We start from the raw sequence: 23,987 nt of genomic DNA, 5'->3' as shown, positions 1-23,987 counted from the left end.
GTCCGCGGACAGGGAGGCGAGCGCCGCGCGGAGGTTGTGTTCGGCGATACCCCGCTGTGGCCGGGCACGTCCTCGACCACGGCGACGTCCGCCGGGTAGTGGCCGCCACTCCGGTCAACCAGCCGGATCCGTGGCGTGCGGATGCCGAGGACGTCCAGCTGGCGGTGGGCGGCCTCGAAGAGATCGAGGCCGGAGGCCGGCGAGAACACGGCGGGAAAGTGCGGCGGCTGAGTGAGTCTATGAACTCCCTCAGCCGCCGCACATCAACTGCGCACACCCTGGAGCGCTCTTTGGCCGGCGCCTGGGCCTTCTGGGGGGGTGCACTGGGGTCGGCTGGGTGCGCCGCCAGCGCCGGGGTCGTCTTGCGAAAATCGCAAGGAGAGGCTATCGTCGCAGGATGCCCAGCATTCCGGAACGCCCGCCGCCGTCCGGGCATGCGCCGTCCTCCAGGCCTGCGGCTTTCCCCGGAAACACAGCCTCGGCCCGGCATGCGGCTGCGTCCGGGCACGCCACCGTTGCCGAGCGGGTCGCCGGGCTGATCGAGGCGTCCGGGCTGACCCGTCGCGATTTCGGGCAGCGCATCGGGCTCGACGAGTCGAAGATGTCGAAGTCGTTGCGCGGCACCCGCCGCTTCTCCTCGACGGACCTGGCCCGCATCGCGCAGGTCTGTCAGGTCACCGTCGACTGGCTCCTCACCGGCGACGAGCCGGCCCTCGCGCTCGCCGCCAGAACGGCGGGCGGTGACGCGGGCGGCGCGCTCGCCGCGGCCAGACGCCTCAGCACGATGCGCGCCGACCTCGCCGATCTCGGCTATCCGGCGCCGTGGCAGGGGCCCCGGCTGGAGCATGTTCCCGTCGGCTGGTCCGAGCAGGGCCGGCGGCTGGCCGGGCGCGCGCTCGACGAGGTCGACAAGGCCGGTCGGTCGGTGCTGGAAGAGGATCTGATCAGCGTGATCGAGGCCGTGTTCGGCGTCGACATCGCCGTCGCCGATCTCGGCCCGGGCATCGACGGCCTGGCCGCGGCCTCCGCCGAGGGGGCGCTGATCCTGCTGGCGACGTCCCCGGTGCCGGCCCGCCAGCGGTTCACCCTCGCCCACGAGCTCGGCCACCTGCTCGCCGGCGACGACCAGGACGTCCACCTCGACCGGGACATCTTCGACCCCGCCCAGTCGAAGGATCCCAGCGAGATCCGCGCGAACGCGTTCGCCTCGGCGTTCCTGATGCCGCAGGATGCCCTCGGCGACGCGGTGGGTCCGGCCGGCCTCACCGACAGCTGTTTCGCCACCCTCGCCTGTGACCTGATGGTGACCCCGTCGGCGCTGGCCTACCGGCTGCGCAACCTACAGATGATCAACTCCGCTGCCTGTGACCGGCTGAAGCGGATGACGGGGCCGAAGGCCGCCCACCTCGCCGGCCGCAGCGACCAGTTCGCCCGGCGGGCCGCGGTCGCCGGCACCCCGCGGCCACCCGGCCTCATGCTCAGGGACACCTACGCCGCGTACGAAACCGGCGTGACAACCCTGCGTCCCTATGCCAACCTGCTCGGCGTCGACGTCGACGATCTCAGCACCGCACTCGAAGCGGACCGCCCGACGCCCGGGGAGTAGTCACGGAATTTCTCTTCCCCGACAACACCGTCCTGTGCAACTTCGCCGCCGTGGGCCGTCTCGACCTTCTCAGGTCGGTGCTCCGGGGGCGCGGGCGCTGGACGGCCGCCGTCGCCTACGAGGCGAGCCGCTCGGCGCGGTACTTCCCCGACCTGGCCCTGCTGCCGGTGGAGGGCTGGCTCGGCGAGGCGATCGAGATCGTCGACGAGGCCGACATCAGGCGGGTCAACCGCATCCGGCGGGCCGTGTTCGGCGGCACCGACGCCGAACCGCTGCGGCACCTCGGCGAGGCGGAGAGCTGCTTCGTCGTCCTCGAGTGGGCGGCCTTCGCCGGCTCCTGGTGGATCTCCGACGACCGGGAGTCCCTGCGGTACGCCCGCCGGCGCGGCATCACGACCGGCGAGACGATCGACGTCATGGGGATGGCGGTCGCCGACGGCCACGTCGACAAGCGCGACGCGGTCGCCCTGATGCACCGGATGGCGGCCGAGGGCAGGCACCTGCGGCTCCCCCGCTCCGACGCCGACCTCGCGACCTGAGCCGCGGGCCCGCGTCACGGCTCGTCGCGGGGTCCGTCGCGCGGCCCAGGTGACCGCGCGGCGGTCCGCAGGGCAGGGCCGGCGAGCCCGGCGTCACGTCACGTCACGTCGACGACGATCTTTCCGCGGACGTGGCCGGCCTCGACCAGGGCCAGCCCCGCGGCGATGTCCACCAGTGGGATCGTCCGGTCGACGACGGTGGTGAGCCCGCCGGCCGCGGCGAGGTCGGCGAGCGCGGCCAGCTCGGAGCGGTCGAGGCGGGTGGGCAGGACGCGCAGGTGCTGGCGGACGAACCTGTCGGCCGCGACCGCCCCGAGCATGGCGCCGACCGCGCCGAACACCCGCCCGGGTGAGCCGCCCGCGTTGACCACCAGCGTGCCGCGCGGGGCGAGCGCCCGCCGCAGCCGGCGCAGCGGGTGGTTCCCGACGTTGTCGAGGATCACGTCGTAACCCCCGTGCCGCTCGAGGAAGCCGTCCGCGGTGAAGTCGTCCTTCGTGTAGTCCACGACGTGCGCGGCGCCGAGCGAGCGGACCAGTTCGGCGTTGCGCCCGCTGCACACGCCGGTCACCTCAGCGCCCAGCCCGGCCGCGATCTGGACGGCGTAGGTACCCACCCCACCGGCGGCACCGTTGACGAGCAGCCTGGTCCCGGCCCGCACCTCGCCGGTCTCCCGCACCCCGCGCAGTGCCGTCGTGCCGGCGGTCGGCAGCGCCGCCGCGTCGGAGAAGGCGAGGCCGGCCGGCTTGCGGGCCAGCATGCCCGGCCGGGTGCGGGCGAGCTCGGCGAAGGCGCCCGGGCAGAAGCCGAACACCTCCGTGCCCGGGATCGGCTCGCGCACGTTCACGCCGACCGCCTCGACCACGCCGGCCGCGTCCAGCCCGGCCACCGGGTTCTTCGGCCGGCGCAGCCCCATCCCGCCCATCAGCCGCGCGACGTACGGGTCGCCGCGCAGCATGTGCCAGTCGTACGGGTTCAGCGCCGCGGCCCGCACCCGCACCAGCACCTCGTCCGGCCCCGGCACCGGCACGTCGACATCGGCCAGCCGCAGGATGTCCGGCGGGCCGAACCTGTCCTGGACGACCGCCTTCACCGTGACCTCCGACCAGGCCGACCGGGCCGACCGGCCGCCACCGCGGCGCGGGCGCGCCCGGCGTCCAAACTGAGAACTGTCATGAGGCAACGGTGGCGTCGCCGTGTTGAGCGGCGGCGGTGAATCGCTGGCGCGGCGGTTGAGTGTCGGTGGCGGGTCGCATACTGGCGGCGGGAGAGTTGATCGTCGAGGCAGGGAGCGCACCCGTGCTGCGGATCCGGCTGCTGGGCGGGGTCGGTGCCGTCACGTCCGGCGGCGAGCCGGTCGACGTCGGCCCGGCGAAGTGCCAGGCGCTGCTCGCCGCGCTCGCGCTCGCGCCCGGCAAGGTCGTGCCGGTCGGGCGGCTGGTGGAGCTGGTCTGGGGCCCGCACCCGCCCAGGACGGCCGACCGCACCCTGCAGTCGTACGCCACCCGGCTTCGCAGGGCGCTCGGTCCCGGTTCGATCCGCCGGGTCGGCGCCGCCTACCTGCTGGATGTCGCGCCGGAGGCGGTGGACGTCGTCCGCTTCCAGCGGCTGCTCGACGAGCGGGACGTCGCCGCCGCCCTCGCCGAGTGGGCGGGCCCGCCGCTGGCCGGGCTGGTCGTCCCCGGCCTGGCCGGAGCCGTCGACGGGCTGGTCGAGCAGTGGCTGGCCGCCGTGGAGGTGGATCTGGCGCGCCAGGTGGAGACCGACGCGCGTTCCGCGCTGGGCCGGCTCACCGAGCTGACCGCCGCCCACCCGCTCCGCGAGGGCCTGTGGGCGCTGCTCATGACGGCGCTCTACCGGGCCGGGCGCCCGTCCGAGGCCCTGGCGGCGTTCCGCGCCGCCCGCCGGCACCTGGTCGACACCCTCGGGGTGGAACCGGGGCCGGCGCTGCGCGAGCTCGAGGCACTGGTCCTGGAGCACGACAGACGGCTCCTGCCGCCCGGCGGGGGATTCGGCCAGGTCGGCGAACGCCCCGTCCCGGGCGAGCGCCCGGGCAATCTTCCCCGCCGGCTGGGGCCGCTGCTCGGCCGCGAGCATGATCTGGAGGCCGTCGGCGGCGCGCTGGCCGTCTCAGCCGTCGTGACCCTGGTGGGGCCGGGTGGGATCGGCAAGACCCGGCTGGCCCTCGCGGCGGCGGCGCGGCACCGCGACGCGGACGGCGTCTGGCTGGTCAAGCTGGCCGAGATCGCGGCTCCGTCCGATGTGGCGCGGGCGGTCGCCGGTGTCGTGGGCGTGACGGAGAGCTCCGGGCGCCCGCTGGGCGAGTCCGTCGTGGCGGCGCTGCGCCATCGCCGGGTGCTGCTCGTCCTGGACAACTGCGAGCATGTCGTCGACGGCGCCGCGGCGCTCGCCCAGGCGATCGCCGAAGGCTGCCCCGAGGTGCGGATCCTCGCCACCTCCCGGGAGCGGCTCGGCCTCGGGAACGGCTTCGAGCGGCTCGTCGCCGTGGGCCCGCTGGAGCCCGCCGGAGCGGCCGCCGAGCTGTTCGCGCAGCGCGCCCGCGCAGTCTTCCCCGCCTTCGACGCGCGGGCCGGCCACGCCGAGATCACCGAGATCTGCCGCCGTCTCGACGGCCTCCCGCTGGCCATCGAGCTGGCCGCCGCCCGCACCGCGGCCCTCGGCCTCACCGACCTGCTCGAGCGTCTCGACGATCAGCTGCGCCTGCTCGTCGGCGGCGCGCGGACGGCCGACGAGCGCCACCGGACGCTGCGCGCCACCGTGCGGTGGTCCTACGACCTGCTCGCTCCCGCCGCGCAACGGCTGTTCCGGCAGCTGTCGGTCTTCGCCGGGCCGTTCGACCTGGGCGCGGCAACCGCCGTCGCGGCAACCGCCGAAAGCAACGGTGCGGACGGCTCGCGCGCCGCCGGCCGGCCGGGCGACCCGGGCACAGCCGACGTGGGCGGCGCGGGCGGCGCGATTGGCGAGGTGGAGGACCTGCTCGGTGACCTCGTGGCGCGGTCGATGCTCGTGGCGGAGACCGGGCCGTTCGGGCGGCGCTTCCGGCTTCTGGAGACGATGCGCCAGTTCGCCACCGAACGGCTCGCTGACGCCGGTGAGACCCGGCAGGCGACCGAACGGCACGCCCGGTGGTGCCTCGAGGCGGCCGCCCGCGTCCAGGTGCTGCTCGCCGGCCCGGCCGAGGTCGAGGGCGTCGCCCGTCTCGACGAGCTCTGGCCCAACCTGCGGGCCGCGTTCGACCGGGGGTGCACGGCCGGTGACACGGCGCTGGCCCGGGCGCTCGTGCGCCCCGTCGTCGTGGAGATCGTCCGCCGCAGCCGCCACGAGATCGGCGACTGGATCGAACGGCTCCTGGCGCTCGGGCGGCCGGGGGCGGAGCCGGACCCCGACCTCGTCGTCTTCGCGCTCACCTGGGCGGCGCAGCGCTACAAGATGAGCCAGGACAGCGCCGCCTACGAACGACTCGTCGAACGCCACGGCGAGCCGGACCATCCGTTGGTCCGCCATGCGCGGGCGTCCGTCTACGAGGACTACCCGGCCCATGTGACCTGGGCCGCGCCGGCCGTGGCGGAGCTGCGCCGGCACGGCGCGGACGACCTGGCCGAGCAGTTCGAGCTGGACGTCGGCGCGGCCCTGCTGTTCACCGGCCGGTTCGCCGAGCACGACGCCGTGGTCGGGGCACTGGTCGAGCGGTACCGCCGGGAGGGGCCGCCCACCCTGCTGAACCTGACTCTGGTGCTGCTCGGCTACTCGGCGCTGCTGCGCGGCCGGCACGACCGCGCCGACCGGCTGTTCGACGAGGCCGTCGGCGTCGAGGTGCCGGCCCGGACGCACTCGCCGAACCGGGCCGTCCAGGCCCGGGCGGTCTTCCGGCGCGGTGAGCGGGCACGGGCGTTCGCCATCCTGCACTCGCACGTCGAGCAGCTGCTCGACGACGGGAACATGCAGGCCGTCTGCGTCACCACGGTCGAGTTCGTCAACATGGCGGCGGCCGTCGGCCGGCTCGAGGACGCGGCACGCATGCTGGGCTTCCTCGAGACGACCGGCCTGCTCGAGCATCCCGCGTGGCGGACGCTCGTCGACGGCGCGACGGCCCGGGTCGCCGCCGACCCCGGCGTCGACCCGGAGCGGGAACGGGCCGGCGGCCGGCGGCTGGACGACCGCCAGGCGCTGGAGTACATGCGCGGCGTCCTGGGCCTCCTCACCTGACCGGCGGCCCGTGGTCTCCGGCCCGACCGGTCGCCCGCCGGATGACAAGCGGGGACGATGCTTGGCGGGCGTCTCATAACACCCGCTCACGGCTCCGCACCGACGCAGGAGGACCGCCGATGACCGTCGACTCCCCGTTATCGACCCCGCGCCAGGACGGCGCCGCCGGGCCGCCGCCGCCATTCGACGCCGAGGTGCACCCGACAATGGTGATCATGCGGCAGGCGCTGGCTGGGATGCGGACGCTGGACGCCGTCCTGGCCGCCCGTGAGCGCACCGGCCAGGCCCGGGACCAGGACGCGCGGCTGGCCCGCGACGGGGCGTTCGAGCTGACCGAGGTGTCGGTGCCCGGCCCACCCGGCGGGCCCGAGGTGTCACTGCTCGTGTGCCGGCCCACGGCGACCACCGCGCCCCGCGCCGTCCTGTACTTCGCGCACGGCGGCGGCATGATCATCGGCGACAACCGACTGGGGCTCGACGACCCGCTGGACTGGGCGCAGGAGCTGGGACTCGTTGTGGTCTCCGTGGACTACCGCCTCGCGCCCGAGCATCCCCATCCGGCACCGGTCGAGGACTGCTACGCGGGCCTGGTGTGGACGGCCGCGCACACGGCCGACCTGGGCGTCGACCCGTCCCGGATCATCATCTCAGGACAGAGCGCCGGCGGCGGCCTGGCCGCGGCGACGGCGCTGCTGGCCCGCGACCGCGGCGGCCCGTCCCTGGACGGGCAGCTACTGATGTGCCCGATGCTCGACGACCGCAACGACACCCCGTCCGCCCGGCAGATGGCCGGGTTGGGCGTCTGGGACCGGTCGATGAACGAGATGGGCTGGTCGGCTCTGCTCGGCGAGGCCCGGGGTGGCCCCGATGTCTCCTCCTACGCGGCCCCGGCGCGCGCCACGGATCTCTCCGCGCTGCCGCCCACCTTCGTCGACGTCGGCTCGGCCGAGACGTTCCGGGACGAGGACGTTGCCTACGCGAGCCGCATCTGGCAGGCCGGGGGCGAGGCTGAGCTGCACGTATGGCCCGGCGGCTTCCACGGGTTCGACCTGGTGGCTCCGCAGGCGGCGCTCTCGCGGGCGGCGAAGGCGGCACGGCTCCAGTGGCTGCGCCGCCTGCTGCGGGACTGACCCGCTTGCCGCGGTGACGTGGTTCACTCGACACTCGTCCGTGTATGTGTTCACTTATGAGGCCTGTCGCGGCCCGGCAGCTTGACATCGGGCCGCCTACCACGACGTGGGGGCCGACCAGCCCCGCATGCCGCGGCCCGCGGCCTACAGAACTGGAGTCCAGGCGATGAGAGTTGTGGTGGTCGGTGCGTCGAGCGGCCTCGGCCGGTGTATCGGCGTCGACCGGGGCCAGCGCGGCGACCAGGTGGCGCTGCTCGCCCGCAGGCAGCACCGGTTGGTCGAGGCGGCCAAGGAGGCCGGGCCGGGCACGCTCGCCATCGCCTGCGACGTGACCGACGAGGAGTCCTGCGAGGCCGCGATCGAGGAGGCGGCGGCGGACCTGGGCGGGATCGACGCCATCGTCTACGCCACCGGCATCGGCCCGCTCTCCCGGTTCGAGACGATCGGCGCCGCCACCTGGCGCAAGGCGTTCGACACGAACGTGATCGGCGCGGCGCTGATCACCGCCGCGGCTCTCCCCCACCTGAAGGCCTCGGGTGGCGTGGCGGCCTACCTGTCGTCGGTGAGCGCGTCGCTGACGCCGCCCTGGCCGGGGTTCGCGGCCTACAACGTGAGCAAGGCCGCGCTCGACAAGCTCATCGACTCGATGCGCGGCGAGCACCCGTCCGTTGGCTTCACCCGCGTCGTCGTCGGGGACTGCGCCGGCGGCGAGGGTGACTCGTCGACCGAGTTCATCGCCGGCTGGGACAGGGAGTACGCCGCGGAGGTGCACCAGATCTGGGCGCAGCGCGGCTACATGGCCGGCACGCTGCTCGACGTCGCGGAGCTGCTGCGTGTGGTGGACGTCGTGCTGCGGTGCGGCGGCACCATCCCCACGGTGGCCGTGACCCCACGCCCGGCGGCCGTCCCTAACGGTGCGACCAAGCAGCTGGACTACCAGGAGTAGCTCCGGGAGAGCACCGACAGCCGCAATCGCTCCCCTCTCCGCCCACATGTGGCTAATGTCACCACCTATGACGCAGGCCACGTGCGGACGTCCGGGCTCCCGGGGAGAAAACATGATTGCCGCGGTGGAGTTACCCGTCGCCCCACCTTCGCGACGTATGGGTGATCACGATGGGTGCTGAGCGCCGGGACCTGCACGCCCGGCCGCTCAGCACCCCGGGTTCCGACACGCCGGGCCGCCCAGCTCCGGATCACGCGGCGGCAGATCATGCCGCGCCGGGTCAGGCCGCACCAGGTCAGACCGCGCCGGGTGCCGGGCCCCATGGCAGCGCCCCCGCACGGCTGGGGTCGCTGGGTGGCCTGCTCGCCGCGCTGCGCGGGAGGCCTCGGACGGGCGGGTACGCCGCCGGCGCGGACCTGACCGGCGCGGACCTGGCCGGAGTGTGCCTCACCGGGCGGATCCTGCGCGGGGCGCAGCTGCACGGCGCCTACCTCAGCGGCGCCGACCTGCGCGGAACGGACCTCCGGGACGCCTGCCTGCGCGGGGCCGACCTGCGGGACGCCGACCTCAGCCAGGCCGCGCTCGGCGGTGCGGACCTCGCCGGCGCGCTGCTCGCCGGCGCCTTCCTCACCGGCGCCGACCTGCACGGGACGGACCTGCACGGAGCCTTCCTCCACAACGCGGATCTCCGGAAGGCCTTTCTCGCCCGCGCCGACCTGCGCGGAGCCGACACCGACGGGATCATCATGCGCGGCGCGGACCTGCGCGCGGCCGACGCCACCGACGCGGTCCTGCGTCAGGCGGACCTGCGTGCGGCCGACCTGCGCGGGATCCGCCTGGCCGGGGCGATCCTGCGCGGGGTCGACCTGCGCGGCGCGGACCTGCGCGGCGCGGACCTGGGCACCGCCATCCTGAGCTCCGCCCGGCTCGACCGGGTGTACTGGTCGACCGCGACGACCTGGCCGCCCGGTGAGTGGACCTACCGGATGCGGTCGGCGTCCCAGCAGGTCGCCCCGGGCGTCTTCCAGGTCTCCGACGAGCTGACGCGCCCCGGCCGCCATCGCCCGACGCCCGGCTGACCCACCCGGCGGGCTGCCGACGTCGTCGGGTGGCGGCCCGCCGGATCGGCCGCGCGAATCAGGAGATCGGCGGCTCCGTCCGCAGCCCTCCGAGCGGGGCGACGGCGTGGCCTCGCTCGGCCCGGCACCGCCACACCGGCCATCCGACGCCGTCCCAGTCCCAGTCCGGCAGATGCAGGCCGCGGCGATGACGGGCGCAGGTCGGCCAGTAGAACTGGAACATCTCCATCACGCACTCCTGGACGTTCGCGGCGAGCGACACGACCCTGTGGGGCAGGTCGGCACCGCCCAGGCAGTCCGCGGGGTTGCCCCCGCCGCGGTAGGGCTCGCCGCCGAAGCCGACGAGGAGCTGCGGCTCACCGTCGTCGCCGTATCCGCCGGACCAGTGGAGCGTCAGGCGGCCCAGGCCGGTGTCGGTCCCGTCCAGGTCCCGCTGCACGATCGCCAGGGCCTGCTCGGTCCGAGCCACGAGATCGGGCTCGAACCGGGCGCGCGACTCCTCCCAGGGAAACAGCTCACCCCACGTATCTGTCCGCGGCTCGAGGCTGTGGCCCAGCTCGGTGAGCGCGACGGGCAGCAGGCGGCGCGCTTCGAGATCGTCACGGACACCCAGGGCCGCCAGCGCACGCAGCGCGGGGCTGTCGAACCCGGCCGCCAGCGCGTCCGCCGCCAGATGCGGCAGGCTCACTCCGATCTTGATGCCCGTCCTCAACGCGAACCACGCGTCCTCAAGCTCATCCACCCGTTCATCGTGGCAGTGGGAACAGCGCCCGCTGACCGGAACGCACGCGGGGCCCTTACCGGCCCGGTGATGGCCATTCACCGGCGCGCGCTTTGCCGAAATACATCGCACCACCGGCCAAAAATCCTTTGGACGTTTTCATTCCAGGTATGTCAGCACGAGCACCTAACCCCGCCGTAACGATCCTCCCGGAGTGTGTCGGCGCCAACCGCCTGCCCCCGGCGGCGGTCGTGCCGGCGTGGCTGATTCCTGTCGGACCCTCGTGCAAGCATCCGAGCTCGGGTTTCAACCAGCCCGTACAGGAACCACCGGCCAAGGATTCACATCCTCACCAGACCCGTGAGGCAGGAGGCGGACTGTGGAACACCGGACAGGCACCGCGGACGGCACGACGATGCTCCCGGCGGCGGCGCTGGATGCGCTCGCGAACGCTGTGGCCAAGGTGGTGCCGGCGCTGGCGGGCGTCATCCCGCCCGACGCGGCGGCCCGGCTCGGCCGGCTCGGCGTGCCCGGGGCGTCGCACGCTCCGGGCATGGCCGGTCAGGGCCCGAACCCACGAGGGCGCTCCACCCGAGTCAGCTACCAGGGGCGGGCCGTGTTCGATCAGCCCCGATCACCGCACGCGGCGCCGGTGACGAGCCTGGGCCTGTCCGGGCCCGGGCCGGTTCCACCGCCATCGCCGAGGCCGGGCCCGCGGCCCGCACCACAGCCGTTCTTCGTGCCGCCCTCCCCGGCCGGCGAGGCCGAGTCGCCCGTGCTGCGCGCGCTGCGCGGGCTCGGCCCGCTGCTGGCCGAACGCCTGCTCGGCGCACTGGAGCTGACACTCGGCGCGTTCGAGCTGGGCGGGGTCCCGACCGGGCTGGCGGCCAGCGTCCCGACGCCTGCCGGTAGCCAGGTGGTCGCGTTCGCCATGGCCAGTGGCGGCGGCGAGCCGGAAGCCGCCGTGATCATGCTTGACCAGGTCCGCTGGGGCGCGAGCGCACTCACCTGTGACCTGGTGCGGACGCTGAGCTCCCACCCGCTGGTCGCCCCGCTGCTCGTAGTGGAGGCCGTGCACAAGGAGGTCGTGGCGGAGGAAGAGACGGTAGCGGCCGAGGAGGTGGTCGCGGCGCGGCATGGCGCGGTGCACCTCGCCCTTGCGGTGGCGGTCTCCATCGCGGTGCTGCGTGAGCTCGGGCTGCCGGCGGTGCCGGCCCGGCCACCCGCGGTCGTCGGTCTCGCGCTCGGCGCGGCCGCCCATGTTCTCGCCGAGGTGCCGATGCCGGCCGCGTACGCGGCCGCGGCGCTGGCCCGTCGCCGGGCGGAGTACCGGCTTCCGCGCGGTTCCGCCGGGCGGGTCAGCGTGGCCGGCCACTGCTTCGCCCTCGCCGAGTCCGGCTCTCCGGCGCTGGAAGCGGCGGCACCCACGTCGTTCGCCGCGAACGGACTGGTCGAGACCGTGCCCGGCGGTGCCCTGATCCGCACCGGGACGGCGGCCGGCTCGGCGCATGTCCGCCTGGCGATTCTCCAGGGCCCTCCGGACGAGGTCGAGCTCGACGGATGGGACGAAGTGGTGGAGGTCAGCTGGACGGCAACGGCCGGGTCCGCCTCCATCGTCGGGGCAGGACTGGCGATCCCCGCTGTGGAAGGAGAGACCCCGCCGTGGCCGGGCACGTACCGCCTGCGTGTGCACGCCCGCGACCGGGACGAGGGCGAAGAGTACGAAGGCGACCTGCGCGGCGGCGAGGGCTACCTGCTCGTCGTGTGGGCGGCCCCGGCCGCGCCGGAGGTCGTGCACAGGCGGTCCGACCGGCTGGGACACCGGCTACGCGGCGAGCCGCCGCCCGCGGCCCGGCCGGAGGCCGCCTACCGCTGGGTGCGCCACAGCTCGATCGGCGAGGCGGCCACCGTCACCGTCGTTCCCGGGGCCGACATCGCGCGGGTGCTCCGCGCGTTCGGCGCCGACGCCACCACGCCGGTGTCCATCACCGAGATGCACGAAAGGTGGAGTGCCGGCCAGTTCTTTGTGGCCGTCCTCGCCGTGGAGGGTGCCGTGCTGGCGGTCGAGCACAACGGCTTCCAGGGCACCCGGGCGCCGGTGCTGCGGGCGCTGTCCCGGCGGGGCCGGGCGGCCAGCATGTTCTGGAACGTCAACGCGGTCACCCGGCTGTCGCTCGCGGAGCACGGCGAGATCGTCGCCTCCTTCGAACCCTGGCTCGACCGGGTGACCGAGCTCGCCCCGGCCGTGCTGCCGTACCTGGCCGGCATGGACCTCACCGACCACCGGCGCAAGGTCGCGAAATGCCTGGTGGCCGTCGAGCGGTTCACCGGCTGCCCGGTGCGGCCGGTGGACATCGAGCGGGTCGAGGCGGCCGGCGTGGCCTACCTGATGCCCGACAGATGAGGGATGGACCCAACGTGGCAGCAGAAGAACCGCTCGATCTTGGTCGAAGGTCCTGCAATCACCGTCCGCCCAATCGGGACGCGGCAGCCGACCAGGGACGATGCCGGACCAGGATCGGAATGATCACACCGTGGTCGACCTCGAACACACGTTCCGCAGAGCCGGTGGGAATCTTGCCACGTGAGTCACTCGCCTGTGGTGGGAGGGAATCGTGGGCGACGATCTTGTCCGGCGTGGGCTCATGGCAGCGATCCGAATGGGGCAGGCCGGTAGTCGCTCATCCGCCGGTGATTTCCTGACGCCAGGTGTGGAAGAAGTGGCGTAGCCGGTCGGCGGCCGGGCGGGGCAGTCCCAGGTCGTCGTCGGTGAACCGGCTGATGGTTCCGATCATGTCGGCGAACACCTGCAGGTCGAAGCCGCCGTCCTGGGTTTGGGCGAGGTGGACGAGTTTCTCCTTGGTGAAGACGTTAGCCAGGTCGTGCACGTCGGTGAAATCACGTGCCTCGGCTCGGCCGAACAGGGCGAGGGTCTTGCGGGCCGCCAGGTCATGGGCGCTGAGTGTCGGCCCGAGTTCGGTGAGGGTGGGTGGTTCGTCCGGCGGGCTGTCGACACCGAGATCCACGATCAGCGCCTCGCTGTCTGCTTCGACGACAAGTCTGGCGAAGCTGTCCGTGAACTGGACCCGCCGGGTGGCCCAGCCCTGCGAGGCCGCCGCGCGTTCGAACGCCGCTGCCGTGTCGGGGATCGATGCCGTGGGCGGGAGGGCGGTGAACAGGTCGACGTCGCGGGTCTCGCGGTCGACGAGATCACGTGCGATGAGCGCGGCGCCACCCGCGACCGCGAAGCCCACACTTTCGGGCAGCCCGAAGAAGATCCGCGCAACCGCCCGCTGCAACGATGTGATCACCTCAGGGCGGCCCGTTCCCAGGCGCGCCGAATCGGGGCGGGGAGGACAAGCTCCGGCCAGGCGTCGACGAGCAGTGCCCCGTCGACGTAGGCGAGGATGTCCTCCGCCGTTCCCTCGCGCAGGACGATCTCGTACAACCGGTGGCGCTGTCGGCGGTCCGTAAGGTCGTAGGTCCGATCGGGGTCGGACCAGTTCAGATGGACCGGCAGGCGTACCCGTGCCAACGCCTGCCGGATCGGGAGCCGGGGCAGCCGATCCGGCACGGTGAACGGTCGCCCCCGCCCGTCCACCACGACCTCGAACGAGGGCACCGGCACGGCGTCGAGCCGGAAGCCCGCCGCCGCCAGCAGGCGCGTCGCGGTCTCCAACGTCGGTGACTTCACCCCGTGCTCATAGGCCGCCAACGTCGGCCGCGACGTGTGCGCCCGCCGCGCGAGCTCGGCCCCGGACAGGCCCGCCTCCAGTCGCGCCGATTCGATCAGCCGGCCCGCCAGCGAATCCGCCACTCCCCCTCCATCACGATCCCCTCCATCACGACGTGAAGCGTATCCGATGAGATACGCTACTCGTCGTTCGGTCCGTTCGCCGGCCCATACGGCGTGACCTCGGCATGAGCCCTGCCGCCAGGCGGCCCGAGCAGCTTCTACGCTGTCGACGGCCTGGTCGATCGCGCCGGGGAGATGGTCGAGCGGGCCGTCGGGTCGGTGTCCGAGCCGGTTGAGGAGGGCTCGCAGCCGCGGATCGCTGATCGCATCGGTCAGCGCACGGGTGAGGCGTTCAGCGCCGAGTACCTCGGATATCCCGAGCATGAAAGCGGCGCGGCGCGGGGTCGACGGGCTCAGCCAGACCAGGCCGGTTCGTGGCGTCGACAGGATCGTGGCCCGCCGCGAAGCTGACCAAAAGTCAGCGAGCACGACGGGCCGGCTCGTGGGCTTCGGGGGACTCGAACCCCGGCATGCCAGGACGTCTCCTACGCCACGGAACGCGGGACGACGCGGACGTCGAGGTCTGCGTCGAGAGCCTCGGCGAGCCGTTCCAGCACCGGGAGAGTCGGTACGGTACCGCCGGCCTCGAACCGCGCCACGGCCGATTGCGTCATGCCCGCGGCGCGGGCAAGCTCGGACTGACTCCAGGAGCGCCGCTGGCGCAGTTCCCGTACCGACCGGCCCAGCTCGAACGCCAGCCTTGCCGCCTGGTACGCATCCCGCGCACCCAGCTCACCCATCCGCCGTTCCCGCAGCTCCGCCCAGCCTGCCCGCTCAGTCATCGCCGCCGTCCCCCTCATCCTCGCCCACCGTGTGCGACTCGGTCAGGCAGCTTCCCAGCGCGCGCCTCGCGCGGGACACCTCGGCGGCCTCCCGCATCCGCGTCTTGGCGAACACCGTCAGCAGCACTACCCGCCGGCCCGGTGCGATCCAGTAGGTGACCCGGACCGCTCGGCCCTCCAGATGGAACCGCAGCTCGCGCAATTTGCCGTCAAGCTGCCGCGTGTACGGCTCACCCAGCAATGGACCCTGCTCGGCGAGCAGGTCTACGTAGAAGGCAGCCGTCGCAAACTGTGCGGTCGGCAGCAGTTCCAGCCAGTCCCGCACTTCCGGTTCCAGCTCGACGGTACCCCAGATCATAGCGTTGACGCTATAACCATGCGACGGATGTCCATGCGCCATGACCGACTCGGACACCCGCCAGACCACGACACGCCGGACACAGTCGGCCGCAGCTCGTCCCTGCTGGCCAGACGACACGGGGGGTTGAGCACCTCGGGGGCGATGGCCTCCTCGCCGATGTTTCCGGCTGGCTCCAAGACCGGGTCCTCGACGTGAACGAGTTCTTCGCCGCCACATGGGTGGCCGGCGGTGGTTCGGCGCCGGACCAGCACGTCGTGGGCACACCGCTCGCGACGCAGGGCACGGTTGGGCCCGGCGCACCGCCGACGTGCGCGAGCTGTCCGGACAGCCAGAGGCCTCAATGGACCGATCGGTGCAGACCGCCTTGACTTTTGACTTTAAGACTTGGATACTCCAAAGAAATAAAGTCTCTTGCGTAGGAGTGTGAGGCATGACCGAGAAGATCGAGGTCGATGACGAGGTCTTCGCCTACCTGCAGGCGCAGGCTCGACCACTGATCGACAACGCGAACGACGTCCTCAGGCGTCTGCTGCTCGGATCGGGACATGCGGGCAAGGACGAGTCCGAGGCAAGGCGGGCAGGCAACCTCGCCCGGCTCGTGAGCGCCGGGCTGGTCCAGGCCGGCGACCGGCTGACACACACCCGCAAGAGGAGCGGAGAGACCTACCACGCGGTAGTGACTGCCGACGGCTGGACGGAGCTACCCGACGGACGATCATTTGCGGGGCCGTCCCCTGCGCTCAGGGAGTACGTCGGAACCCAGATCGACGGAAACAAGAACTGGACGCACGACGCGAGCGGCAAGAGCCTCCGGCAGTTGCTCGACATGCTCGAGTAGCCGGGTTGCCCCGCAGCTGGCAGTTGGTCCCTGCCACCTCGGCGACCAACCTCTCCCGACCCCGGCATGATCGAGAAGAGACGAGACCGGCCGCGGACGAACTCGTCCGCTGACAACCGCTCACGCCGAGACGCCACACCGATCAACCCCACCAGCGGAGATCGGAATGACGCCCGGAACAGCCGAAAGGCACCCGGTGAGGGGCGGACACCCAGGTCGGCCCGTGGTGTATGAGCGACCCTTGACCGGGCTCGGCCCCCCGACAAAATGACGAGACGACGCGGCCTTCCAGAGGAAGGCACACGTCGCCCGAGTCGAGTGGAGGTCCGGGGAGTCGAAACTCCGCGGCCTGAGACGAGGTGGTTTCCGCAATGCGCTGGAAAGTAAAGGGAGAACGCGAGGTTCTCCACACCCCGTGGCTCGGTGTCTGGTGTCTCGACGTCGAGCGACCCGACGGCACGGCGGGCGAACACCACGTGGTCCGGCTCCGGGATCTCGCGGTCGTCGCGGCGGTCGACGACCGACGGGTCCTCATGATGTGGCGCCACCGGATCGCCACGGACACCTGGGCCTGGGAATTCCCGATGGGGCTGGTCGAGGACGACGAGGATCCACCGCGTGCGGCCGCCCGCGAACTCGAGGAGGAAACGGGCTGGCGCCCGGGGGCCCTCGCACCACTCCTCTACGCCGAACCCGCGGCCGGCGTCACCAATGCCCGGCATTTCCTGTTCCGAGCCGACGCGTGCGAGCTGGTCGGCCCGCCGACCGAGAAGAACGAGTCCGACCGCATCGAATGGATCCCGCTCGCCCGCATCCCGGAAATGATCAGGAACCGGGAGATCGTAAGCAGCGCCACCCTGGTCGGCGCGATGGCACTCCTCCTGGAATGACCCGGCCGGCAGACCGAAACAGGCCACGGGCGACCGGGACGGGACAGCGGGAGGCTACGGGCACCGAGCCCGCCCCAGGCCGGCCTGGTGGCTCCGACCAGGCGGCCTGCCTGCCGTCTCCCGGGATCCTCATTACGGTCACCCCTCGCCCCCGAGGTCGTGGGGAAGGCCCACGCGTCGAACGGAACCACGAGAGGCCCACATGTCGGAGAACCCGCAGATGTTCCTGGACGCCGCCGGCCGCGTGGGCGCCACGGACCTCATCGCCTGGCTGCACGATCGCGGCGCCCGCACGCCCGCCGAGACCGACCGGTCAGGCCTCTGAGGCGGCGGGCTGCCGCAGCGGCGCAAGGGCCGTGCTCCAGGCGACGACCTGGTCGAGCAGCGTGCCCAGCGCGGCCAGGTTGTACTCGCCGGGCTTGAACACGCTGAAGTTCTCGAACTCGGTGAGTAGCGAGAGCACGACCTGCTGGCGAACGTCAGCCATCTGCAGCTCGCCGACGATGAGCCGGAGGTGCTCGGCGGCCCGGGCGCCGCCCGCCCCGCCGTAGGAGACAAAGCCGACAGCCTTGTTCGCCCACTCGGCGAACAAGTAGTCGATGGCGTTCTTGAGCACGCCCGAGGTGCTGTGGTTGTACTCGGGCGTCACCATCACGAACCCGTCAAAAGATGCGATCTTGGCGGCCCAGCGCTTGGTGTGCTCGTTCTGGTACTGGCCCAGCGACGGCGGGAGCGGCTCGTCGAGGTGCGGCAGCGGGTAGTCCAGCAGGTCGACGAGCTCGAACTCGGCGTCGGTGCGCTTCGAGGCGACGTCGAACACCCACTTGGCCACCTGCTCGCCGTTGCGGTTCGGACGGGTGCTGCCGATGATGATGCCGATCTTGATGGTCATTGGCGAACTCTCTCCCGGAGGGACATACGTGGGCCCACCGGGTCTGTTCGACCCGGTGGGCTTCGCCTGTTTACTTGCCACGTCAAGCAAACAGGTGGTTGCTTGTCATGTCAAGCAAGTAAGCTGGCGGCATGACAGGGGCTGATCCGGGCCCTCCGACCCCGCTGTCCGGCGAGGAGGAGGCGTTCCTGCGCGCCTTCGGCCGGGCGCTGCTGATCGTGCCGCGCGCTCTCGACGCCGACCTGCTGCGCGAGCAGCACATGTCGCTGAACGAGTACACCGCGCTCATGCTTCTCTCCGAGTCGCCCGGGCTACGGCTGCGCATGAGCGACCTCGCGGCGGCCTGCTCCCTGTCGATCAGCGGTATGACGCGCATCGTGAGCCGCCTACAGGCACAGGGCCTGGTGCGGAGGGAGCAGTGCCCCGGAGACCGCCGCGGCTGGTACGCGGCACTCACCGATTCCGGCCTCGCCCGGCTCGGCGCGGCCTGGCCGACCCACGTGGCCAGCGTCCGCAGACACGTGATGGACCATCTCGCCGAGGTCGACCTGCCAACGGTGACCGCCGCCTTGCAACGCTTCGCCTCGGACGCCCTGAACTCCTCGGACGTCGCTCCGGTCGATGCCCCTCGGGTTCCGTACGACCCGTAGGTTTAACGAGCGGACGTATGGCTCAAGTCAACGCAGCCCTTCGTGCGCACCCAAGTGCGTGAAACACACGCACTATAGCGAATTCCCGGGATTGGGATCAGCGTCCGGATCCGGGCCATAATCCGGATTATCGTCTGGGTCGTTCGGTCCGGCCGCGGGCTCGACATCCCTCGCCGCATGCTCATCACTCGGCGGGACGGACTCTCCGAAGTGTTCACGGAGCTCTTCCGCGATTCCTGGGTTGCCATGCTTCTCCAAGATCAACGCGATCTGTTGACCAAAAAGCTCGCGCCTGGGATCATCAGTCTCAAACTTCGCAAGGTCTAGAAACCTATCGATAAGATCAGTCGGCCTCGGCTCACGCCGACTCTCTGACCAGAGGCCGCCCACCTCGAGCGAGTGCGCCGAGGAGAACGGGTCGTCGGAACCATTCGGCGCGTAACTTGTGTGCTGGAACCAGTCAGGTAGCTCCCGGTTATTAGCCGCGGCAGACAGACGGGCGAGCCGCTCGATCTCCCCCACGGCGTTCTCCACATGATCTCCATTACGCGCCAGCCACCAGACGACCGCGCTTCCAGTGTCTTTCAGAACATCCTCGCCAAGGTATTTTCTCCTGTTCTCTTCCCAGCGGCGCTCGTGGTTCCACACCTCCTCGTCCTTTCGAACCGCTGCGAGCTTCTTCAGACGTTCTCTATCCTCCGGCGGGAGACCGAGGACTACGTCGTCTGCGGCCACGCCAAGCAGGCCTGAACGGTCCGCCCCCACAACACCAAGGCGACCTTGCAGCTCTTTCTCTACGAGCGCGCTCCGACCTGGATCCCGCTGCTCCGTAATCTGCCTCGCCCGCGCGATGACTGAATCAACAGCAATACCACGCGCAGCCAGGGGTGGATACCCATCAGCCTGCCCGGACGGCCACCAGCGGACCGTAGCGGACAGAAGAAAATCATAGTCCGGAATCTTACTGGGAATCGGGACAGCACTGACGCGAAATTCGTCATTTCTGGATACAAAAGTCGGCTCCGGTGCCGGATCCGAATGCGAGGGAGAGTCGTACTCCAGTACGCCATAGGATGGCCGGCGAATCGCCGCAAGGAAACCGAGAACGAACACAGCGATCCCGAGAGGCACAAGTAGCTTCCAGTTTTCCCACACGACCACCACCACTAGGACGACCCCGACAGCCAGGGCCGCGCCCGTTAAAAGTTTCCAGCGATTCTGCTGCATATTTCCTCCGCTTCTCCACGATTCTTCCGACTCCGGGACCTATCACACCCAGAGGTTCCCAGCACGAAAATGCAGAGGTACTAGGGCATGCGAGGATAGGCCGCTCGAGCACTGTAAATTCAACACGCGAACGAAGATCCACTACAGAATCTCGACAGGGATTCCCTGAGCTACACTGATCTTCTTAAGCAGATCATTGGAGATCGATTCCGTCCGGCCCGACCTTTCGCCACCGCTGTAGGCCGACCATGACCGCACCCAGGTGTGCAGCCTCGCCAAGGCTTTGATCTGGCCTGAACAGGCGGCGACCAAGACATCGAGGAGCGCAGCACGATGATGAGAATCGACACTGGCGGCTACGAACCAGTCGACCACTCTGCGCCTCACCGCTACGGCCTGATCCTGTGCGGAGAAGGCAGCACCCCAACACGAGGCGAGGTGTTCCTGGACCTCCTTCTCGTGTAGGAGCGGTATGCCGTCCTTGACCCAACCCGGTTGGGCGGGATCCACGATGCCGAGAAAAATCTCCACATCGATATCCCACTGCCGTGGTTCACGCTGGTCAGGCTGCGGCGGGAGCCTCCTGGTCAGGCGCTGCAGCATCAACCGCCTCGCACCCTGATCAGACTCCACGAGAGCTAACAGCGCCCTGCGCGGCTCCGGAGATTTTCGGTCGTGACGTCGCACGAGATGATGTAACCTTACGACAGCCTGGTCAGGATGCCGCACGGCGATGACCTCCTCGCACAGATTCGTCAGAACGCGGACGAGGCCGAGTTCGAGCTGAGCAAGCTGCGACCACTCGTAAATCTGCCTCCGAAAGGTCGGACCGGCAGTATCGTCGTCGAGTGCACGCCCGAGCAACCGCCTCGCCGCATCACTAGTCGATTTGTGGCGCGCCCATTCCACGGACAGCTTCGCCAAATCACCCCAGAAGTTGCGACGGCCGTCACGAAGGTAATGGTCGGCGAAGGATCCCAGTAGCCCCTCTTTTGTCCCGCGCGAATATGCGTCTGACCGTAGAATCCGAGTGACCCATGAGATTATGCCTGGCCGAAGGTCAGGCCTGTATTCCAAGTAGTGTGCACCAACGGCGGCACCATAGCCGATTTTCTCGAAGTGCACACGACCATCAAGATCACTACGTGCCTCGATCTCGGACAGGCGCTCCATCAGATCCGGCTTTTCCAGGAGTGAATTTTCGTGCCCGGAGTATCCAGTCGCGTCGAGGAGCTCGTCCGCCCCTCGCAGAACCTGATCAGCCGGAGCTCCGTGCATGAAGGCGACGGCCAGCAGGAGCGCCCGTTGTGGCCCTTTGTTCCGACGGACGACAAGGTCTGATATTGCCTTCGAATGATCCTGCAGGCCGTCTTCCACACGAGCGATCCAGGAATCCATACCGTCATCCTGGGAGGCAATTTCGCGTGCCTGTTGAAGGAGGCTTGCCAGCCGTGCCGTCCAATTCAACGACGGACTTGATCCCAGGAGAATATTTAATCTATCCAGGGTTAATTTGTCTCCAATATCGCCAATTCCAACGGCATCGAGGTGGCTACGCAACACCGCGCCCGCGGCCGGCTTCCCAGGGCGGACATAAAATCGCCTGAATTCGGGAGTGACATCTGAATTCTCATCAGGGAGCACGATCACAAGATATGCGTCCCGCCGCAGGACAACAGATCGGAGTGAGAGCAGTTCACCCTGAATCTTAGGCCAGATGTCGCGGTCCAGGGTGGACAGGTCAATCCACATCTGGTCGCCACTTCCAACCCGCTCGGAGGCAGAAATTCCACTGCCGTCCGCTTGCTCCGGGAGAATTTCGTGAATACGGCCTACCGGATTTGCGAGATGGTGGAGCAACATCTTTGCTGTTGTCGTCCGACCACTGCCCGGAGGCCCACCGAGGAGAACGGTCCGTAGCGTCATCAACCTATCGGCCGCTTCTAGAAACCTAGGCGGGCACACAAAGATCTCATGCAAGGAATTTAGATCATCTAAGGCGACTTGCCGAGGATTTGACCGCCGAAAATCGACCGGATTATGGATGTCAATGTAATTGTTCTGAATTCCAGATCCGGAATGCACGGGTCCCGGCAATTCCAAACCCGTCGACATCCATTCCGTCACTTTTCGCTCTCCGGCCCCTTTGGAGTTCCGTATTGGTTCCCGAATCCACCATAGACGTCGCCAGCGACAAAATGACCAGCTCGCCCTTCACCGGTCACATGCTGCGAGTTGTTGTACTGATCTCCCGTGCCGGTGTGCGTCGGTCCGGAGTTGCCCTTAGCTATAACGCCGCCATCACCCGAGATCGCGTTTCCCAGCAGAGAAGGTCCGTACGCCTCGCCCAGATGGTTGTGGATGATCGGCGAGGCCGTACCTGGTGCCGGTCGGGCCCCGTCCGCCTGACGCAATGCGGGTACGATGTTCGCCAAGATGTCTCCGAGAGTAGTCAGGTCCCTACTTATATTGTGTTCGTCTAGGCGATACGACTGCACAGTTGCGAGCCACTTCAGGTCTTCCGGAAGTTCCCTCGTTCTCAGTCTTTCCGTCAGGCGACCATCATGTACAGGAACAATCGTAACCTTGTTACTATGCGCTTCGAGTATCTCGCGCCGTACCCAGTCATCGGAATTACCAAGCTCCGATGATCGCGTCCAGTTCGGCCCTATGACTACGATCATAACGGCACTCCTTCGAGCTTTTTCGAGGAGCTCGTCCGTATAGATCTGACCCGGAACGATCGAATCCGAAGCGCGAAAGATTCGCTCGGCCCCGAAACGGTGCGCTAGTTCTCTATGAATGTAGATGGCGGCCTTGTCTCCGTCACCCGTACGATAGTTGATGAAAACGTCCTGCGCCGGGCTCTCCACTTCGGCGACGGCAGTCATGATTCCTCCGGGTCAATCAGGCTGAGCGACTCGCTCAGATCAGGAGAAAGGGCTTGAACCGAGGGGTTCCGATAATGGCGGCGCAACGTGTAAGCGAGGCGGCGGAGATCGGCCGCGATGGTCGCGGAGTCGACGGCGACGGCGCTGGTCAACAGCCCTCGTGTCAGTTCGCAGGCGTGCTCGATGTCGCCCGCCGCCGCATGGGCGCGGGCGCGGCGAGTTCCGTAGCGGACGTGGGTACGCAGCGCACGGGCCGGGACCAGCTTCAACTCGCGGTCCATGATCTCGGCTGCCGGCTTGGGACGTCCGAGGTCATGGAGACACCACCCAGTGATCATTCCGACTGGGTCTGTCAGATTGGTTGTGCCGATGACCGGAGCTTCTCCGGCGTCCGCCGCGGCGGCGGCCAGCAGATCGCGTGCTCGGTCGAGGGAGCTCATGCAGGACCTGAGGTCGCCGTTTATCGCGTGCCCCTGCGCCTCGCGCTGGGCAGCCAGACCTCGTATCCGTGCAGGTAATGCGCTGTCCTGTGCCCGCCGTGCCAGTGCGACCGTCTGTTCACCGTCGTCCCGGTAAAGCGTGACCAGTGCCCGACGGACCATCGCGTAGGCCGCCAGATCCTGGTCTCCGCCCGCCGCCGCCAGTTCGACGGCTCGCTGGGTCCACCACAGGGCTCCTTCGTCGTCGCCTGTCTCCTGGACGAGCCATCCGACGTACTCCGCATACCGTGAGCCGAGGTGCAGGAGCTCCAGCCGAGTTTTCGGATCCGCATGGATGGCGAGTTCACGCATGGTGTGAGTCTGCGCAATGAGAGCAGGAAGAATAACCCCAGGGCTGACCGACTGGCCAATCACCCGATACTGGTCGAAAAGAAGGCGCATAGCTTCCACGGAGCTACGTTCACCAATGCTCGGTTGCGTTCCGACGGCACCGAGACCGATTGCGATCGCAGAGACCGCTCCGGATGCCATCAGATCGCGTCTGCCCATGGGCTGGAACGAGCTCGAGCCGTCTGGTGACAGCTGCATGACCCATACCTCCTCGCGACTCTCGAGTTTTTCCTCGTAAGCAAAGTCCGTATCAACTGAACGATGACCTATCAAGGAAACAAGCGCGCCGTCTCCGCCGAGGGCCGCGTCGCAGAGCTGGGCAAGTTCACGAGTCGCTGGCTTCAGCCCTCGCTCGACTTTACTGAGCTGGCCTTTGCTGTAATACACCTTCCCAGCGAGGCCGGTAAGGGTGAGGCCCGCGGCAAGCCGAAGCCTTCGTAGCTCACGTCCGAACTCGTGCGAGCGCGCCGACACGCCAGACCCCCCGGCCAGTTTCGATGACGTTGCTCGGTCCACGGTGCGATTCCTTGGCGGTCAGTCGCAGCGTCAATCAGAGTTTGCCATCCGTTGTGGCAGGCGCGCGG

At 69.6% G+C, this 23,987-nt stretch carries 22 protein-coding genes and 1 pseudogene; 11 read left to right on the top strand and 12 right to left on the bottom strand.

All coding sequences use genetic code 11. The features are described 5' to 3' along the window. Positions 1–53: 53 nt before the first annotated feature. Positions 54–206, bottom strand: a pseudogene (locus tag MXD62_RS40715) (aminoglycoside phosphotransferase family protein); the annotation flags it as partial. 191 nt (positions 207–397) lie between these two features. Here MXD62_RS40715 and MXD62_RS16120 point away from each other — a divergent pair. Together MXD62_RS16120 and MXD62_RS16115 are read left to right on the top strand one after the other, a co-directional pair. Further along, on the top strand, positions 398–1,606 hold the full coding sequence (locus MXD62_RS16120) for an ImmA/IrrE family metallo-endopeptidase (RefSeq protein ID WP_248830070.1): 1,209 nt from the start codon (positions 398–400) through the stop codon (positions 1,604–1,606). A gap of 50 nt (positions 1,607–1,656) precedes the next feature. Further along, on the top strand, positions 1,657–2,145 hold the full coding sequence (locus tag MXD62_RS16115) for a hypothetical protein (RefSeq protein ID WP_248830069.1): 489 nt from the start codon (positions 1,657–1,659) through the stop codon (positions 2,143–2,145). A gap of 98 nt (positions 2,146–2,243) precedes the next feature. Here the strand turns inward: MXD62_RS16115 and MXD62_RS16110 are convergent, their stop codons facing one another. Continuing rightward, complete coding sequence (locus tag MXD62_RS16110) at positions 2,244–3,236, bottom strand: NAD(P)-dependent alcohol dehydrogenase (protein WP_248830068.1); 993 nt, start codon at positions 3,234–3,236, stop codon at positions 2,244–2,246. Positions 3,237–3,385: 149 nt separating this feature from the next. Here MXD62_RS16110 and MXD62_RS16105 point away from each other — a divergent pair, with 149 nt between their 5' ends. From MXD62_RS16105 to MXD62_RS16090, 4 genes are all read left to right on the top strand, one after another. After that, complete coding sequence (locus tag MXD62_RS16105) at positions 3,386–6,370, top strand: BTAD domain-containing putative transcriptional regulator (RefSeq protein WP_248830067.1); 2,985 nt, start codon at positions 3,386–3,388, stop codon at positions 6,368–6,370. Between the two features lie 119 nt (positions 6,371–6,489). Continuing rightward, complete coding sequence (locus tag MXD62_RS16100) at positions 6,490–7,500, top strand: alpha/beta hydrolase (RefSeq protein ID WP_248830066.1); 1,011 nt, start codon at positions 6,490–6,492, stop codon at positions 7,498–7,500. Positions 7,501–7,666: 166 nt separating this feature from the next. Next, entirely contained in the window at positions 7,667–8,446 is a 780-nt protein-coding gene (locus MXD62_RS16095; protein WP_248830065.1) for an SDR family oxidoreductase, read from the top strand. A gap of 170 nt (positions 8,447–8,616) precedes the next feature. Then, the gene (locus MXD62_RS16090) at positions 8,617–9,525 is read left to right on the top strand and encodes a pentapeptide repeat-containing protein (protein ID WP_248830064.1); all 909 of its coding nucleotides are present in this window, start codon (positions 8,617–8,619) and stop codon (positions 9,523–9,525) included. A 58-nt stretch (positions 9,526–9,583) separates the two neighbouring features. On the opposite strand, the gene MXD62_RS16085 is transcribed toward MXD62_RS16090, so the two are convergent. Next, positions 9,584–10,267: a hypothetical protein gene (locus MXD62_RS16085; RefSeq protein WP_248830063.1), complete on the bottom strand. Its 684-nt coding sequence runs from the start codon at positions 10,265–10,267 to the stop codon at positions 9,584–9,586. 358 nt (positions 10,268–10,625) lie between these two features. Here MXD62_RS16085 and MXD62_RS39765 point away from each other — a divergent pair, with 358 nt between their 5' ends. Beyond that, positions 10,626–12,650 (top strand): DUF6461 domain-containing protein, encoded by a 2,025-nt coding sequence (locus MXD62_RS39765; RefSeq protein ID WP_248830062.1) that lies wholly within the window; start codon positions 10,626–10,628, stop codon positions 12,648–12,650. Positions 12,651–12,927: 277 nt separating this feature from the next. Here MXD62_RS39765 and MXD62_RS16075 read toward each other — a convergent pair whose 3' ends face one another. The 4 genes from MXD62_RS16075 to MXD62_RS16060 form a co-directional block, all read right to left on the bottom strand. Then, a complete protein-coding gene (locus tag MXD62_RS16075; RefSeq protein WP_248830061.1) occupies positions 12,928–13,545 on the bottom strand; it encodes a nucleotidyl transferase AbiEii/AbiGii toxin family protein in 618 nt (205 codons plus the stop codon). Between the two features lie 8 nt (positions 13,546–13,553). Beyond that, complete coding sequence (locus MXD62_RS16070; RefSeq protein WP_248830060.1) at positions 13,554–14,063, bottom strand: helix-turn-helix transcriptional regulator; 510 nt, start codon at positions 14,061–14,063, stop codon at positions 13,554–13,556. 464 nt (positions 14,064–14,527) lie between these two features. Next, entirely contained in the window at positions 14,528–14,824 is a 297-nt protein-coding gene (locus MXD62_RS16065; protein ID WP_248830059.1) for a helix-turn-helix transcriptional regulator, read from the bottom strand. After that, entirely contained in the window at positions 14,817–15,182 is a 366-nt protein-coding gene (locus tag MXD62_RS16060) for a type II toxin-antitoxin system RelE/ParE family toxin (RefSeq protein ID WP_248830058.1), read from the bottom strand. Before MXD62_RS16060 ends, MXD62_RS16065 begins: the two co-directional genes overlap by 8 nt. A gap of 433 nt (positions 15,183–15,615) precedes the next feature. Between MXD62_RS16060 and MXD62_RS16055 the strand changes: the two genes are divergently transcribed. The 3 genes from MXD62_RS16055 to MXD62_RS39220 all read left to right on the top strand — a co-directional run bounded on the left by MXD62_RS16055 (position 15,616) and on the right by MXD62_RS39220 (position 17,238). Continuing rightward, entirely contained in the window at positions 15,616–16,023 is a 408-nt protein-coding gene (locus MXD62_RS16055) for a hypothetical protein (protein WP_248830057.1), read from the top strand. A gap of 371 nt (positions 16,024–16,394) precedes the next feature. Then, the gene (locus MXD62_RS16050; protein WP_248830056.1) at positions 16,395–16,913 is read left to right on the top strand and encodes an NUDIX hydrolase; all 519 of its coding nucleotides are present in this window, start codon (positions 16,395–16,397) and stop codon (positions 16,911–16,913) included. Positions 16,914–17,115: 202 nt separating this feature from the next. Then, a complete protein-coding gene (locus tag MXD62_RS39220) occupies positions 17,116–17,238 on the top strand; it encodes a hypothetical protein (RefSeq protein ID WP_285224090.1) in 123 nt (40 codons plus the stop codon). Here MXD62_RS39220 and MXD62_RS16045 read toward each other — a convergent pair. Beyond that, entirely contained in the window at positions 17,227–17,805 is a 579-nt protein-coding gene (locus MXD62_RS16045) for an NADPH-dependent FMN reductase (RefSeq protein WP_248830055.1), read from the bottom strand. The two genes, MXD62_RS39220 and MXD62_RS16045, sit on opposite strands and share 12 nt — an antisense overlap. A gap of 131 nt (positions 17,806–17,936) precedes the next feature. Here MXD62_RS16045 and MXD62_RS16040 point away from each other — a divergent pair, with 131 nt between their 5' ends. After that, entirely contained in the window at positions 17,937–18,455 is a 519-nt protein-coding gene (locus MXD62_RS16040; RefSeq protein WP_248830054.1) for a MarR family winged helix-turn-helix transcriptional regulator, read from the top strand. 72 nt (positions 18,456–18,527) lie between these two features. On the opposite strand, the gene MXD62_RS16035 is transcribed toward MXD62_RS16040, so the two are convergent. The 4 genes from MXD62_RS16035 to MXD62_RS16020 form a co-directional block, all read right to left on the bottom strand. Next, complete coding sequence (locus MXD62_RS16035; RefSeq protein ID WP_248830053.1) at positions 18,528–19,682, bottom strand: hypothetical protein; 1,155 nt, start codon at positions 19,680–19,682, stop codon at positions 18,528–18,530. 141 nt (positions 19,683–19,823) lie between these two features. Further along, on the bottom strand, positions 19,824–21,434 hold the full coding sequence (locus tag MXD62_RS16030; RefSeq protein WP_248830052.1) for a hypothetical protein: 1,611 nt from the start codon (positions 21,432–21,434) through the stop codon (positions 19,824–19,826). A 371-nt stretch (positions 21,435–21,805) separates the two neighbouring features. Continuing rightward, a complete protein-coding gene (locus tag MXD62_RS16025) occupies positions 21,806–22,573 on the bottom strand; it encodes a toll/interleukin-1 receptor domain-containing protein (RefSeq protein ID WP_248830051.1) in 768 nt (255 codons plus the stop codon). Next, positions 22,570–23,877 carry a helix-turn-helix domain-containing protein gene (locus tag MXD62_RS16020; protein WP_248830050.1) on the bottom strand — a complete coding sequence of 436 codons (1,308 nt, stop codon included), beginning with the start codon at positions 23,875–23,877 and terminating at the stop codon, positions 22,570–22,572. The genes MXD62_RS16025 and MXD62_RS16020 overlap by 4 nt, the downstream gene beginning before the upstream one ends. Positions 23,878–23,987 lie beyond the last annotated feature (110 nt).

This window comes from Frankia sp. Mgl5 (assembly GCF_023242985.1).
Classification (GTDB): Bacteria; Actinomycetota; Actinomycetes; order Frankiales; family Frankiaceae; genus Parafrankia; species Parafrankia soli.
This window is presented reverse-complemented; position numbering and strand designations above follow the sequence as displayed.

Excerpts from the sequence above, each read along its gene's own strand:
- MXD62_RS16095 (WP_248830065.1), top strand. The coding sequence starts at position 7,667 with ATGAGAGTTGTGGTGGTCGGTGCGTCGAGCGGCCTCGGCCGGTGTATC.
- MXD62_RS16055 (WP_248830057.1), top strand. The coding sequence starts at position 15,616 with ATGACCGAGAAGATCGAGGTCGATGACGAGGTCTTCGCCTACCTGCAG.
- MXD62_RS16035 (WP_248830053.1), bottom strand. The coding sequence starts at position 19,682 with ATGCAGCAGAATCGCTGGAAACTTTTAACGGGCGCGGCCCTGGCTGTC.
- MXD62_RS16100 (WP_248830066.1), top strand. The coding sequence starts at position 6,490 with ATGACCGTCGACTCCCCGTTATCGACCCCGCGCCAGGACGGCGCCGCC.
- MXD62_RS16090 (WP_248830064.1), top strand. The coding sequence starts at position 8,617 with ATGGGTGCTGAGCGCCGGGACCTGCACGCCCGGCCGCTCAGCACCCCG.
- MXD62_RS16120 (WP_248830070.1), top strand. The coding sequence starts at position 398 with ATGCCCAGCATTCCGGAACGCCCGCCGCCGTCCGGGCATGCGCCGTCC.
- MXD62_RS16025 (WP_248830051.1), bottom strand. The coding sequence starts at position 22,573 with ATGACTGCCGTCGCCGAAGTGGAGAGCCCGGCGCAGGACGTTTTCATC.
- MXD62_RS39220 (WP_285224090.1), top strand. The coding sequence starts at position 17,116 with ATGTCGGAGAACCCGCAGATGTTCCTGGACGCCGCCGGCCGCGTGGGC.
- MXD62_RS16060 (WP_248830058.1), bottom strand. The coding sequence starts at position 15,182 with ATGATCTGGGGTACCGTCGAGCTGGAACCGGAAGTGCGGGACTGGCTG.
- MXD62_RS16030 (WP_248830052.1), bottom strand. The coding sequence starts at position 21,434 with ATGTGGATTGACCTGTCCACCCTGGACCGCGACATCTGGCCTAAGATT.
- MXD62_RS16050 (WP_248830056.1), top strand. The coding sequence starts at position 16,395 with ATGCGCTGGAAAGTAAAGGGAGAACGCGAGGTTCTCCACACCCCGTGG.
- MXD62_RS16045 (WP_248830055.1), bottom strand. The coding sequence starts at position 17,805 with ATGACCATCAAGATCGGCATCATCATCGGCAGCACCCGTCCGAACCGC.
- MXD62_RS16040 (WP_248830054.1), top strand. The coding sequence starts at position 17,937 with ATGACAGGGGCTGATCCGGGCCCTCCGACCCCGCTGTCCGGCGAGGAG.
- MXD62_RS16065 (WP_248830059.1), bottom strand. The coding sequence starts at position 14,824 with ATGACTGAGCGGGCAGGCTGGGCGGAGCTGCGGGAACGGCGGATGGGT.